Here is a 12,523-nt window from a genome sequence, read left to right as displayed (position 1 = left end):
GGGCTGGACGACGACGACGCCAAACGCATGATCGTCAGCGGGTTCATCGAGCCGCTGACCGAGGAGCTGCCGATCGAGTACGCGGTCGAGCTCAACCGCCTCATCGAACTCGAGATGGAGGGGAGTCTGGGATGAGCGCCGGCATCCAGCACGCGGACGTCTCCGAGGAGACGATACGCGAGATCTCCGAACGGCTCGACGAGCCCGAGTGGATGCTCGAGACCCGCCTCGAGGCGCTCGAGGCGCTCGAGGCGCTCGAGCTGCCGGACGTCATCCAGACGCCGGGTCGCCGATGGACGAACCTCGAGGACCTCGACTTCGACGCGCTGGTCGATCCCCTCTCCGCCGAGGAGCAGAAGGACCAGGTCGGCCCCGAGGACGTCGAGGTGCTGCCGTTCGCCGAGGCGCTCTCGGAGCACGAGGAGCTCGTCCGGGAGAACTTCGGCTCCGCGATCAGTCCCCAAGAGAACTACCTGACGGCGCTCTCGACGGCGCTGTTCGACACGGGAACCCTCGTCTACGTCCCGCGGAACGTCGACGCCGAGGACGTGACGATCCGGACGACGATGAACTCGCGGTCGCTGTTCAACTACACGCTCGTCGTCACCGAGCAGTCGAGTTCCGTAACGATCCTCGAGCGCCAGTCCACGGGTGAGGACGTCGACAGCGAGGAGGGGCGCTACTACAGCGGCCTCGTCGAGATCAACGCGGGCGAGAACAGCCACGTCCAGTACGGCAGCCTCCAGGACCTCTCGGAGGAGACGTACAACTACACGCTGAAACACGGCGTCACCGACCAGTACTCGACGATCAACTGGATCGAGGGGAACCTCGGCTCGCGGCTGACGAAGTCCGCGGTCGAGACGACGCTCTCGGGCGAGGGCTCCGAGTCCCAGATCGTCGGGGCGTTCTTCGGCCACAACGACCAGCACTTCGACATCAACTCGCGGGTCTGGCACCGCGCCGAGCACACCACCGCCGACCTCGTCACGCGTGGCGTGCTCGACGACCGGGCGCGCTCGGTCTACGAGGGCGTCCAGGACGTCGGCAGCGGCGCCTGGGACACCAACTCCTACCAGCGCGAGAACACGCTGATGCTGAGCGACGAGAGCGAGGCCGACGCCTCCCCGAAGCTCATCATCAACAACCACGACACCGAGGCGAGCCACTCCGCGACGGTCGGCCAGATCGACCGCGAGGACCTCTTCTACATGACCTCGCGGGGCGTCGACCCGCAGTCGGCGAAGAACATGCTCGTCGAGGGCTTCTTCGTCCCCGTCCTCGAGGAGATCGAGGTCGACGAACTGCGTGAGGACCTCGAAGGACGTATCAAAGAGCGGCTCCGATAGGGTCGTATGCACGCCGGCGCAGGCACCGTTCGCACACCGTCACCGTTTTTCGGGAGGGTAGCTCCGTGAGCCTCGCGAGTCAGGTCGGCTCCGACCGACAGCTCGCCCGACTGCTACAGATCGGCATCGTCCTCGAGGAAGTCGTCGAGGCGCGGGCGTACCACCACCACCGTGAGCTCTCGGAGGACGAGCCCCAACGGCTCGACGAGGAGATCGAGGAGCTGCTCGAACACGCCGCCGAGGAGTCCGCCGAGCACCGCGCGCGGCTCGAGGCGCTGATCGACGACCTCCAGGCCGAGAGCATCGCGTTCGAGGAGATCGAGACGCTCGTCGACGGCCAGTACGGACAGACCAAACCCGACGACTTCGACGGCATCCTCTACGACCAGCTCCACAGCGAGGAGACCGCCTACAAGTTCTACGACGACCTGATCGGGGCGATCGAAGGGAGCGACGTGCGGTTCGGCGTCGACCGCGAGCGGCTGCTCGAGACGCTACGGGAGATCCGCGACGAGGAGGAGGAGGGCGTCCGCGAGGTGACCGAGATCATGGAGACACGAGCATGAGACGAACACAACGGGGGACGGCTTCCCGAACGCACACGCGACGATCGGCCGGGGTGGTCGCCGTGAACGACGGTAGAGATCACTCCATCGAGTTCACGCTCACCACGAGGTGGTTCACGTGAACGACGACGAACCAACGGTTCGTCCGGCTCACGGCGACCCCGCGAGGTGGTCGCCGTGAACACGGCCGATCAGTACCTCAAGGCGATCTACGTCGTCCAGCGCGTCGAGAACGAGCCGGCGGCCACCGGCGCGCTCGCCGATCGTCTCGAGGTGAGCCCCGCGAGCGTCAACGAGATGATCGGCAAGCTCGAGGAGCGCGGGCTGGTCGAACACGAGAAGTACAAGGGCGCCTCGCTCACCGACGAGGGGATCGCCCGCGCACGCAGCGCGCTCCAGACCTACTGCATCATCGAGCGCTTCCTCACGAACGTCCTCGAGGTCGAGGAGTTCCGCGCGGAGGCTCGCGAACTCGAGAGCGTGATCGACGACACCGTCGCCGAGCGCCTCGACACGATCATCGACCGCGAACCCGAGTGTCCCGACTGTTTCGACGCCGACACCGACGCCTGTGGCTACCTCGAGGTCGCCGCGATCGAGCCCGAGGCCGAACACTCCGCGGAGTAGCGCTCGAAGCGTTGAAGTGATCGCCTCCAGTAGATCCCCATGCACAGTCCCGTGGTGCTGAGTGATTCTGAAGGAATCACGAGGTACACGGGACAAGCACGGCGAAGACGTGCGCAGTCCCGTGGTGTAGTGGCCAATCATAATGGCCTTTGGACACGACTGGTTCGTTCCATCGTGGAAGACAGCCATTGACGGCGGTTCGAATCCGCCCGGGACTACTCAGAATTCCCCTATACTCCTCAGAAAGGAAGGATATCCGACACGACCGACGGACCTACTATGTCTTGGTAGATTCTTTAACAGCGGCTTCTTCAGCCTCGTACCCGGGTATCCGTCTCGTGTATACTCCCACCAGGTAATCCTCTTGACGTCGCAGTAACAGCGTAGGCGATGGTGATGTAGCCGTCTCTGGAGAAGTCTCGAGACCGGACGTCGAGATGACGATTGCCGGTTACAGCGGTCTATTGACTAACAGGACCGAGGTATCGCCAAGCTATCCTCCTTCTCCACCACCAGTGTGAGGTTGATACGTGACGTGATACGCGGTCTGTTCCTTGGATCGTGTCTCCTCTACGATAACTGTCGAGATCCGTCCTTTTCACTCAGGGAGACAATCGTTTCATTCTCATGGCGCGGTTCGATCTCAGTGGTCGGGGCGTGGCGTTCTTCGAGTCGCACTGCGCATACCCGATGATCGATTGGGGTCGTTGATCGCTACACTGCTCGAGTTCATGTGCGATGCTCTCGGCAAGTCGACATTCTAGTCAGCAACATTAGTTATCCAAACTACCGGAGAGTAGTAGATACTGTATGCTACCTGCTTTTGTGAGAGGTATACGGAGTTACCATCCGGAACGGGGTCCGGTCCGGAATAGGGATATGGGGTGATCAGAGCCCAGTAGCACGGCTGAATCAAGAATACGCCGATTCGATCAGAGGCTCAGGACCTCACTACATCGTTCCGTTCGATTCAACGGTCGGCGAGGCACCAGAATCGGTAAATAGGCGAATGGGATCTACGATCCGTCAGCAGGTTCGATCTGACCACGGATCTCGCCGCCAGGATGCTCCTCGGTGTGGACGTTGACGTAGCTACCACCCGCGTCAAACGCCGCCACGACGTCCTCGAAGTCGGCACCTTCCCACTCCCCTACGAGGTCGTCCTCGGTGATCGTCCCCTCGGCGATGGTGCCCGAAGCCAGTCCGTCTATCAGTTCGGGTTCCATTCCCTCTTCAGGGTAGAGCCAGACGACGACGGGACCGTCCTCTCCCTCACCACCGAGGTGAATGTGCGCCTGCGTGACGTTACAGATGTCCTCAACCGTCAACTCGTAATGAGCGTCCAGCTCCTCCTCGTGCTCGTGAACCTCGAACGTCGCATGCCCCGATGCATCCGTGTCCACGTCGTGTGGCTCCCCCGTCAGGTTGGCCTCGTACTCCCGTGGGGAGTCATCCGTCTCGTCCGCCTCTTCCTCGTCCTCCATCTCGTCCTCCTCCTCTTCGCCGACTTCGACGTCTCCAACCATGCTCTCGGGATGGACGGAGCAGTAATATTCGGCGAAGTCCGCTTGCGCGGTGAACTCAACCGACACCCTCTCTCCCTCTTCAGCCACTTGTTCGCTCTCGACGACGACCTCACCGGCTTCATTCTCGATGAAGAAGTCGTGCGGGGCGCCGTCATCGTTCTCCCAGACGACCACGTAGTCTTCCCCTTCCACTAGCTGGAGGGTCGGATTGGTTTCATCCGCGATATCGTCGGGAGCGACTCCCTCCCACCCGCTTGCGTTGCCTAGTAGTTCGATGTCCGATTCCTGTTGGGCGAGCGTAACGCTGCCTAAACTGGCGGCGACCCCGCCGGCCGCTACCAGCTTGACGAACGTTCGCCGCGTTGATCCTGTCTTCTCGGTGTCGTCCATGGTTTCCTTCCCCGTCTTCGCTGTTCGCTTCCGTTACGATGCTCGTGGTTCGTTGTATTCGGGTCCGGTCACCCGAACGTCCCAATTGATCGTCATAGATAATTAGTTTTCTGTCATATATAGTGGGGTTTTTAGGCCGTATCTCTTATATCTATCATCTAGATAACTATTACAATATGACGATAGGTAATGGTCGCTGTACTCGAAAACAGATAGCCGTGATGACGCCTTTTCGAACGCTGGACGGGTAGTGGTAGTGATACAAAACCGTCATTATAGCATCCATATATTGATGGGCTGATGGGTTCGAGACCAGAAGAGCTGGCCGCTCGTGAAACGCTGTCACTCAGTGGTCCCTGCTCATGATTCCGGTCAAACGCAGGGACCGAGGAGGAGCTTTACGACTGACTTGCCGACGGATTATCGAGACGTATCCCTCATCGGAGACTTACGCGGCGCACCCTACGAGCGTAGACCTGTCACCAGGAGTGGGGAGACGACGTCCAAACGTTCGCCGACTCCAACGTAGCATGCGGCGTTTCGATCCTCTGATCACGAGGCCGTACCTCTTCTCGCCGGCGCCGACCAGGGGCTGCTGCCTAGTCATCCCGAACGGAGACGTTCTCGAGCACTACAAGTGAGTGAGCGAGTAGGACAGTGGAGAGAGGAAATATCAGGTGGTTCGTCGCCTACGCTCCTTCTTCCCCGCTGCTAACCGGAGCCATCGCTACGGTCACCGCCTGAATCTACCATCAGCTGAACGGGATCCACCAGTACCGACCTCGCTGAGTGGCAGTATCGGATCGTTCTCGAAGTCATCGCGGTTATCCCGGACGCGGAAGATGCCCCAGATGCCGGATTCCAGCCGACCGCGTGTCTTCAACTCCTGGAAGATGTAATCGCCCGGAGCTCGCGTTAGTCCGCCAGCATCGTCGATGGGAGAGATGTTGATCGTCTTGCCCGGGCTCAGGTGGTCGTCGACGCCGATGATGGGTTCGTCCGGGTCCGCTCTGTACCGACTCCACCTGTGGTCGGAGAGGTGAAATGCCACTCCGCGGGTTTGAGTTCCGCTCTGACTCACCCGGAGGACGACGGTGTCGTTCGGGATCGCCCGGAACACCGGCGTGTTCGGATCGCCGTGTTCCCTTGAGCTGTAGACGAGATGTGCGCTGTCGTTGCCACTCTCGAATCGATGCCGGAACGGTTCCGATCGATTGTTGACGCTTCCGAACCCTTGGTCCTCGGGATCGCCGATTTGATTGCACGCGTCGCCTTCTCGCCCTCCTCGAGGCACAACGCATGTCCCATCGTCGTTGACTACGTGCATTCCGTCGGCGAGTAAGATGACGAACTCGCGGAACTTCTCCCCGTCCGGGGGCTGATGACCGCTTTCGCTCCGGAGGAGAGTTCCCCCCACTCCGGGTCGGATTCAACGGAAGGATCGACGCTCGCCCGCAGGTCGGTCCTCGGTCCCTTCGGCGCCGCCGTCGTCGGAATCCCCGTCGCCGCGCAGTCGGACGACGGAACGAGCACGACCTATGAGGCGAGCGTGCGTCCGCCGACCGATGGACAGTCGCTCGGTCCGGAGGGCGTCTATCGTTCGGCCGATGCCGACCGGCTCGACGCCATTGGAAGGGGCAAGGGTCATTAGGTCCGATCAGGCGGAACGAAGACGAGTACGCGCTCTACTCGGTGCGTGAGACCTGTGATGAGCCGCCGGAGAACGTCGTTCGTCTGCCTGAAGCGGGACGCGAACGACTCGACACTGATGACGAGGAGTTCAGCGCGACCGTGGATGCGACGGTACCGCACCCGAGTTTCTCTGCTTCGACCGCGCGGGAAAACGGGGAGCTCATCGAACGCCTCGACGACCCCGGGTCGAACGCGCTCCTGATCAGCGCGCCTCACGGAGGTGACATCGAGCCGTTCACGGACGAGCAGGGTGCGCGTCTCCACTCGTAGTTGGAGATGGAGACGACCTATTGGCGCTGTAGAGGGTGGAACGACGACGGTAGCGCCTTCGACCGCTGGCATATCCCCACGCACGACATCAGCCCCGCCTCCTTCCCGAAACTCGGCGAGATCGCCGATAGGAGCTTCGATCGTAGCGTGAGCTTCCAGGGTATCTCGACGGACGACGTCAGGATCGGTGGGGGAGCGCCGAGACCGATGAAACGACGAGTGGTGGACGCTATCAGCGATCCCCTCCCCGACATCGAAGTGAGCGTCGCGACGGAGGAGTATCAAGCGCGAACCGAAGACACGCCGGTAAACGGGATCGAGGACGACGAGGGAAGCGTCTGGGTCGGACAGAGCCTAGAGGCGCGCCGGGGCCACTAGCGGGAGATCGCGGGCGTACTCCGTGAGCTGTGATGTGACCACGCCGCCATGGGCGGGCTCGATACCCGCCGTAGAGTGCCCCCCGGACACGCAGGTCCCGTTCCGTCGTTTTTGGGGAGGCGGTCGATTCATAGACGTCGATGACGTAGGGTGTCCGATGACGGACGATACACCGACCGGCCCGTGGGTGCTCGCGCTCGGAACGCTCGCGATCGGCACTGCGGCGATGGCGCAGTTGCTACGACGGCGACGCGAGCGAGGGGAAGACGCGGCGGACGACTCCCTCCCACAGAGTTAATCCCTCGCACGATAGTTGGGGCCCATGGCCTCGGAGATCAACGTCCGGGAGGCGACCAGAGACGACGTCGAGGCGATCCGCTCGATCGCGCGCCGTTCCTGGGGGGAGGCGTACGAGGACGTGCTGAGCGACGAGACGGTCGACGAACTGCTCGCGGCGGGCTACTCCACGGCCGCGATCGAGGAGCTGGTGACGTCCCCGGAGGCGGAGCTGTTCGTCGCGACCGCGAACGGCGAGCCGGTCGGCTACGCCAGCACTACGCCCGACGAGTCGGAACGCATCGGCGACGTAAGCGTCTACGTCGAACCCGAACGCTGGGGTGAGGGGATCGCCACCCGACTGCTGGAACGGACGGAGGCCGCGCTTCGCGAGCGCGAAATCGAGCGCGTTCGCGACTCCGTCCTCGTCGAGAACGACGCCGGCAACGCGTTCTACGGCGCGCGCTACCAGAAGGTCGACCAACGCGACGTCGAGATCGGCGGCGAGACGCACAGGGCGAACGTCTACGAGGGCGAGATCGACTGACCGACGCTCGGGACCCGGGACGCTCACCCCGTCCGGGCCGGGTCGGAAGCGTGCTTCTCGTCGACGGGATCTACGGCCGGATCACGGACGTCATCCCGACGCTCTCGAGGACGAGCCACGCGACGAACACCGCATAGAGCACGAGCAGTAGCCACGCCTCTCGCCGCGAGAGTCGCATCTCGGTCCGCATGCCCGCGAGCACGACGACCGTCGAGAGGACCAGAAACCCCATCATCGGCGCGACGTGCGCGAACTCGATCGTCAGCGCTCCGGCGACGAGGATACCCGCCGGCACGGCGACCAGTAGGTCGAAGACGTTGCTTCCGAGCACGTTCGCGAGGGTGACCGTCGGGCGGTCGGACCGCGCGGCCGCGACGCTGACGAACGCGTCGGGAAAGCTCGAACCGGCGGCGACGACGGTCATCCCCCAGAGGAAGGCCGGCGTCCCGAACGCGTCGCCGAGGTCGATCGCCGCGCGTACGAGCGCCTCGACGCCGACGACGATGAGCGCCAGCCCGAGACCGAAGCGAATCCAGGTCCGGGGGAGATCGACCCTCTCGTCCGATTCGTCATCGTGATCGGCGGCGTCGAGGTACTGGGTGAAGACGTAGAAGGCGTACAGTCCGAGCGGGAACAGCGCGAGAGGACGCGTGACGGTTCCTCCGAGTTCGCCGGCGTCGTGCGGGTAGTAGACGACGGCCAGTGAGAACGTCAACAGGAGGGTCGCGACTGCGAGCATGTAGAACAGCGCCTCCTTGTAGACCAGGTCACGGGTCGTTTCCAGCCCCTCGTCGATCAACACTGCGATGCCGGGGATCACCAGCAAGTTGAACACCGCCGAGCCGACGATCACCCCGACGCCGAGTTCGAACTCGCCGTGGACGAGCGTCGAGACGAGGACGCTGACCAGTTCGGGCATGCTCGAACCCGCCGCGGCGACGATCGCCCCCTGGACCGCGGCCGGCAGTCCGTATCCGATCGCCAGTCGATCCGCGGCGTCCTCGAGCCAACCGCTCCCCTTCCAAACGATCGCCGTGCCGACCGCGGCCAGGACGATCGCCATCCCGACCTCGACCATATGGGGTGGCGTTTTCGCGACGGTCGCTTAAAATGCCCGGCGGGGTCTTCACTCCCCGGATCGAGGCGACCGTCGAGACGCCGTCGCGGGAACCCGGCTCGTGATCGACGTCCCACGGGCGGCGAGAACGTGTGGGGTTGGCCGGTCGGCGCGACGGTCTGTCCGGTGACGAACGAGGCGTCGTCGTTCGCGAGACATCGGACGGTGTCCGCTACCTCGTGGGGCGTTGCGCCCTCCCGTGTGACCGGCTCTAGTTGTCCGTAAGCCTCGCTCGACGGTCGTTCGGCGGATCGACATCGATCAGCGGGCGGTCACCGCGGTCTCGCAGTTCGGACACTCGTAGACGACGCAACCCCTTCGTTCGTGGATGCGCCACTCGTCCCCGATCGGACTTTCGTGGTCACAGTACGGGCAGAACAGGGTCGTCTTCGAACGAGGCGGCGGGCGTCTTTCAGGGCTGGAGGAGATCATTAATGCAGTGTCATCGTTCGCGCATATATGTTTTCTTAGAGGAGTGGGCGCCGAACGCCTCGGAAACGATCGCGAACGACTTATCCACGTCGGGCGTACCGTTTCGCGTATGAACGACGACCACGAGGTGCTGATCGTCGGCGGCGGCGTCGCCGGCCTCACCGCCGGGATCTTCACCGCCCGCGCCGGACTGGAGACGCTCGTCATCGACGCCGGCGAGTCGATCCTGCGGCGCAACGCTCATCTCGAGAACTTCCCCGGCTTTCCCGTCGGCATCAACCCGCGGCTCTTCTTGGACATGACGCACGCGCAGGCCGAACACGCGGGTTGCGAGTTCCACGAGGGACGCGTCACCCAGATCACCGACGAGGAGGAACGGTTCGAGGTCGCCCTCGAGGACGGCGCCGTGCTCCGAACCGATCGGGTGATCGTCTCCTCCTGGTCGGACTCGAGCTACCTCGAGACGCTCGAGGTCGAACTCGATCGGCGCGGCACCAAACAGTTCGTCGGCACGGACGAGGACGGACGGACCGACGTCGAGGGCCTGTACACCGCCGGCCGCCTCGCCAAACAGTACCACCAGACCGTCATCGCCGCGGGCCACGGCGCGCAGGTCGCATTGACGCTGATCCACGATTCGGACGTCCACTTCTACAACGACTGGGTCGTCCCGGAGGGCTACTTCACCGACCGGGGCATCGACGTCCCGCCCGGCTGTGAGGAGATCACGGACGAGGAGCGAGAACGCCGCGCCGAGGAGGCCCGCGAGGCGATGCGCGAGTGGCTCGCCGAGCCGCACCCCGACGATCCGACGCCGCACCCGAGCCTGGCCGAGGAGTGATCGAGCACGCAGGGACGGTCCGACGGCTGTTCGTGATCACTCTCCGCGTATCGGACGGAAGAACGCGTTTCGGACGGTCCGACGCCCGAGTGCATCTACGCTTCGCCCTGTACGAACGCCCGTACGTCTTCGAAGCAGTCCACACAGAGGTTGCCGCTCTCGACCGTATCGTCCTCGTCGACGGCGGTCTCCTCGCGGAGGACGAACATCCCCTGATCGGGGTCGATCTGCGCACCACACCGAGTGCACTCGTCGCTCGGAACGTGTCGGAGGGTCTCCTGGCTCTGTCGTGACATCGCACGCGAGGTAGTTCGCTGGGACGTATGAGTGTACGGGTAGCACACGCATGCTGGCGCGAAAAACTCGAACGGGGGCCTCTACACGAACAGCGAGCGAACGAACGAGAGGAGAGCGTTGACCGACGAGTAGTCGTCATCCCCGTCGTCGGAGCCGTTTTCGTCCTCCGACTCGCTCTCCATTTCGTCCTCGTCTCCCTCGTCCTCTTCACGTGTCTGCTCTTGCTCGTCCTCGGATTCTTCGGAGTCGCCTCCTTCGGATTCCTCTTCCGACATCTCGTCGGGTTCGATCTGTCCGCGGATCTCGCCGCCGGGGTGCTGCTCGGTGTGGACGTTGACGTACCCGCCCTCGCTCTCGAGCGTCTCCGCGGCCTCCTCGAACGACGCACCCTCGAGCGGGCCGACGAAGTCGTCTTCGGTGATCGTCCCCTCCGCGAGCGTGCCGTCGAAGCGCCCTTCGATGAGTTCGGGCTCCGCTCCCTCCTCGGGATAGAGCCACACGACGACGGGGCCGTTCTCGCCCTCCTCGCCGAGGTGGACGTGCGCCTGCGTGACGTTACAGATGGACTCGACGTGGACCTCGTACTCCACCGCCGTCTCGTCCTCGTTCGCCTCGAAGGTGGCGTGGCCGCTCGCGTCCGTCTCCACTGGCGGGACCTCCGCGTCGCCGGAGAGTTCCGCCGAATACGTTCCCGGTTGGTCGCCGTGGCTGCTGGCCGCCGCCTGCCCGCTCATGGCCATGCTGCCAACGATCGCTGCACCCGTCGCGCTCAGTACTTGCCGTCGGTTGAGATTGCTGCTCATGATGTCCTCCCCCAGCGCTCCCTCGTTGGAGAACTGCCAGGTTAACACATAACAAGTCAACATGTTACTTCAACTTTACTTACGATCCGTATAACGTCCCGTCGGCGACGACGGAATACACGGATCCCACGCCGCCCGTCCGACGGCGCACGTTTAACTCCTCCCGACCAGAACTCCGAAGTGAATGCTCTCGGGAGTGAACGTCGCGCTAGGGGTCACGGGGTCCATCGCCGCAGTAAAGGTCGTCGAACTCGCCCACGAGCTACGCCGTCGTGGCGCGAACGTTCGTGGAGTGATGACCGCCGGCGCGCGGGGGATCGTCCATCCCTGGAGCGTGGAGTTCGCCACCGGGAACGAGGCGGTGACGGAGCTCACCGGCCGCGTCGAGCACGTCGAGCTCTGCGGACGCGACGGCTGGGCGGACGTACTGTTGATCGCGCCCGCGACGGCCAACACGGTGGGGAAGATCGCCGCCGCAATCGACGACACGCCCGTAACGACGTGTGCGACCACCGCGCTCGGAGCGGGAACGCGGGTAGTGATCGCCCCCGCGATGCACGAGCCGATGTACGACCACCCGGGCGTGCTCGAGGCGATCGACCGCGTCGAGGGCTGGGGCGTCGAGTTCGTTTCTCCTCGAGTAGAGGAGGGGAAGGCGAAGCTCGCGAGCGTGGACGCGATCGCCCTCGACGTCGCGCGCGCCGCGACACCCTCGCCGCTCTCCGACGAACGCGTCGTCGTCACGGCCGGTTCGACGGGCGAATCGATCGACCCGATCCGCGTGCTGACGAACCGTTCCTCGGGCAGGACCGGCCGCGAGGTCGCGCGCGCCTGCTACGTCCGCGGGGCACGAGTGACGCTGGTCCACGGGCCGGTCGGTCCCCACCCGCCGAACGAGGGTCCGGCCGAGTCGTTCCCGTATCTGGAGCTCCGTCCGGTCGAGAGCGCGGCGGAGATGCGCGAGACCGTCCTCGAGACCTGCGTCGGGGCGGACGCGCTGGTCTCGACGGCTGCGATCGGCGACTACACCGTCGACGCCGCGGCGGAGAAGATCCGCTCCGGTCAGGAGTTGACCCTCGAGTTCGAACCCACCCCGAAGCTCATCGACGCCGTCCGGGAGAGCCACCCGGAGCTCCCGATCGTCGGGTTCAAAGCCGAGACCAATCCGACGGGGATGGTCGAGGCCGCCCGCGAGACCCTCAGACGGGTCGATCTCGAGTTCGTCGTCGCGAACGACGCGAACGTCATGGGCGAGGCGGAGAGTCGCGTACTGATCGTCCGCGAACACGGTGCGAAACGCCACGTCGGTTCGAAGGCGGAGGTCGGAGCCCGAATCGCGGACGAACTGGCGACCGCCCTCGGCGAGAACCGCGAACGGCGCGAGGGATAACGAAATGGTTTTCCTTCGAGTG

At 64.0% G+C, this 12,523-nt stretch carries 15 protein-coding genes and 1 tRNA gene; 10 read left to right on the top strand and 6 right to left on the bottom strand.

Annotation, left to right across the window (positions count from 1 at the left end; translation table 11 throughout):
- Positions 1-131 precede the first annotated feature (131 nt).
- The 4 genes from sufD to V0Z78_RS13415 all read left to right on the top strand — a co-directional run bounded on the left by sufD (position 132) and on the right by V0Z78_RS13415 (position 2,760).
- Complete coding sequence (sufD, locus tag V0Z78_RS13430) at positions 132-1,349, top strand: Fe-S cluster assembly protein SufD (RefSeq protein ID WP_336345146.1); 1,218 nt, start codon at positions 132-134, stop codon at positions 1,347-1,349.
- 65 nt (positions 1,350-1,414) lie between these two features.
- On the top strand, positions 1,415-1,915 hold the full coding sequence (locus V0Z78_RS13425) for a ferritin-like domain-containing protein (protein ID WP_336345145.1): 501 nt from the start codon (positions 1,415-1,417) through the stop codon (positions 1,913-1,915).
- Between the two features lie 177 nt (positions 1,916-2,092).
- Positions 2,093-2,542: a metal-dependent transcriptional regulator gene (locus V0Z78_RS13420; protein ID WP_336345144.1), complete on the top strand. Its 450-nt coding sequence runs from the start codon at positions 2,093-2,095 to the stop codon at positions 2,540-2,542.
- Between the two features lie 115 nt (positions 2,543-2,657).
- A tRNA-Gln gene (locus tag V0Z78_RS13415) sits at positions 2,658-2,760 on the top strand.
- A gap of 798 nt (positions 2,761-3,558) precedes the next feature.
- On the opposite strand, the gene V0Z78_RS13410 is transcribed toward V0Z78_RS13415, so the two are convergent.
- Entirely contained in the window at positions 3,559-4,458 is a 900-nt protein-coding gene (locus V0Z78_RS13410) for a CHRD domain-containing protein (protein ID WP_336345143.1), read from the bottom strand.
- Between the two features lie 733 nt (positions 4,459-5,191).
- On the bottom strand, positions 5,192-5,875 hold the full coding sequence (locus tag V0Z78_RS13405; RefSeq protein ID WP_336345142.1) for a hypothetical protein: 684 nt from the start codon (positions 5,873-5,875) through the stop codon (positions 5,192-5,194).
- Between the two features lie 275 nt (positions 5,876-6,150).
- On the opposite strand from V0Z78_RS13405, the gene V0Z78_RS13400 reads away from it, so the two are divergent.
- The 4 genes from V0Z78_RS13400 to V0Z78_RS13385 all read left to right on the top strand — a co-directional run bounded on the left by V0Z78_RS13400 (position 6,151) and on the right by V0Z78_RS13385 (position 7,621).
- The gene (locus V0Z78_RS13400) at positions 6,151-6,420 is read left to right on the top strand and encodes a hypothetical protein (RefSeq protein ID WP_336345141.1); all 270 of its coding nucleotides are present in this window, start codon (positions 6,151-6,153) and stop codon (positions 6,418-6,420) included.
- A complete protein-coding gene (locus V0Z78_RS13395) occupies positions 6,421-6,798 on the top strand; it encodes a hypothetical protein (protein WP_336345140.1) in 378 nt (125 codons plus the stop codon). It begins immediately after the preceding gene.
- A 157-nt stretch (positions 6,799-6,955) separates the two neighbouring features.
- Positions 6,956-7,096: a hypothetical protein gene (locus V0Z78_RS13390; protein WP_336345139.1), complete on the top strand. Its 141-nt coding sequence runs from the start codon at positions 6,956-6,958 to the stop codon at positions 7,094-7,096.
- Positions 7,097-7,120: 24 nt separating this feature from the next.
- Complete coding sequence (locus V0Z78_RS13385) at positions 7,121-7,621, top strand: GNAT family N-acetyltransferase (protein ID WP_336345138.1); 501 nt, start codon at positions 7,121-7,123, stop codon at positions 7,619-7,621.
- A gap of 70 nt (positions 7,622-7,691) precedes the next feature.
- Here V0Z78_RS13385 and V0Z78_RS13380 read toward each other — a convergent pair whose 3' ends face one another.
- Positions 7,692-8,699: a sodium:calcium antiporter gene (locus V0Z78_RS13380; protein WP_336345137.1), complete on the bottom strand. Its 1,008-nt coding sequence runs from the start codon at positions 8,697-8,699 to the stop codon at positions 7,692-7,694.
- A gap of 300 nt (positions 8,700-8,999) precedes the next feature.
- Positions 9,000-9,170: a hypothetical protein gene (locus V0Z78_RS13375; protein ID WP_336345136.1), complete on the bottom strand. Its 171-nt coding sequence runs from the start codon at positions 9,168-9,170 to the stop codon at positions 9,000-9,002.
- A 109-nt stretch (positions 9,171-9,279) separates the two neighbouring features.
- Here V0Z78_RS13375 and V0Z78_RS13370 point away from each other — a divergent pair, with 109 nt between their 5' ends.
- Positions 9,280-10,011 carry an FAD-dependent oxidoreductase gene (locus tag V0Z78_RS13370; protein ID WP_336345135.1) on the top strand — a complete coding sequence of 244 codons (732 nt, stop codon included), beginning with the start codon at positions 9,280-9,282 and terminating at the stop codon, positions 10,009-10,011.
- 95 nt (positions 10,012-10,106) lie between these two features.
- Here V0Z78_RS13370 and V0Z78_RS13365 read toward each other — a convergent pair whose 3' ends face one another.
- Both V0Z78_RS13365 and V0Z78_RS13360 read right to left on the bottom strand, forming a co-directional pair.
- The gene (locus V0Z78_RS13365; RefSeq protein ID WP_336345134.1) at positions 10,107-10,307 is read right to left on the bottom strand and encodes a hypothetical protein; all 201 of its coding nucleotides are present in this window, start codon (positions 10,305-10,307) and stop codon (positions 10,107-10,109) included.
- A gap of 81 nt (positions 10,308-10,388) precedes the next feature.
- Complete coding sequence (locus V0Z78_RS13360) at positions 10,389-11,111, bottom strand: CHRD domain-containing protein (RefSeq protein WP_336345133.1); 723 nt, start codon at positions 11,109-11,111, stop codon at positions 10,389-10,391.
- Positions 11,112-11,295: 184 nt separating this feature from the next.
- Between V0Z78_RS13360 and coaBC the strand changes: the two genes are divergently transcribed.
- The gene (gene coaBC / locus V0Z78_RS13355) at positions 11,296-12,501 is read left to right on the top strand and encodes a bifunctional phosphopantothenoylcysteine decarboxylase/phosphopantothenate--cysteine ligase CoaBC (protein ID WP_336345132.1); all 1,206 of its coding nucleotides are present in this window, start codon (positions 11,296-11,298) and stop codon (positions 12,499-12,501) included.
- Positions 12,502-12,523 lie beyond the last annotated feature (22 nt).

Source organism: Halalkalicoccus sp. CG83 (genome assembly GCF_037081715.1).
Taxonomy (GTDB): domain Archaea; phylum Halobacteriota; class Halobacteria; order Halobacteriales; family Halalkalicoccaceae; genus Halalkalicoccus; species Halalkalicoccus ordinarius.
This window is presented reverse-complemented; position numbering and strand designations above follow the sequence as displayed.

Bases quoted from the DNA above. Each gene is read 5' to 3' on its own strand.
- sufD (WP_336345146.1), top strand. From the start codon at position 132: ATGAGCGCCGGCATCCAGCACGCGGACGTCTCCGAGGAGACGATACGC.
- V0Z78_RS13410 (WP_336345143.1), bottom strand. From the start codon at position 4,458: ATGGACGACACCGAGAAGACAGGATCAACGCGGCGAACGTTCGTCAAG.
- V0Z78_RS13390 (WP_336345139.1), top strand. From the start codon at position 6,956: ATGACGGACGATACACCGACCGGCCCGTGGGTGCTCGCGCTCGGAACG.
- V0Z78_RS13385 (WP_336345138.1), top strand. From the start codon at position 7,121: ATGGCCTCGGAGATCAACGTCCGGGAGGCGACCAGAGACGACGTCGAG.
- V0Z78_RS13380 (WP_336345137.1), bottom strand. From the start codon at position 8,699: ATGGTCGAGGTCGGGATGGCGATCGTCCTGGCCGCGGTCGGCACGGCG.
- V0Z78_RS13375 (WP_336345136.1), bottom strand. From the start codon at position 9,170: ATGATCTCCTCCAGCCCTGAAAGACGCCCGCCGCCTCGTTCGAAGACG.
- V0Z78_RS13370 (WP_336345135.1), top strand. From the start codon at position 9,280: ATGAACGACGACCACGAGGTGCTGATCGTCGGCGGCGGCGTCGCCGGC.
- V0Z78_RS13365 (WP_336345134.1), bottom strand. From the start codon at position 10,307: ATGTCACGACAGAGCCAGGAGACCCTCCGACACGTTCCGAGCGACGAG.
- V0Z78_RS13360 (WP_336345133.1), bottom strand. From the start codon at position 11,111: ATGAGCAGCAATCTCAACCGACGGCAAGTACTGAGCGCGACGGGTGCA.
- coaBC (WP_336345132.1), top strand. From the start codon at position 11,296: ATGCTCTCGGGAGTGAACGTCGCGCTAGGGGTCACGGGGTCCATCGCC.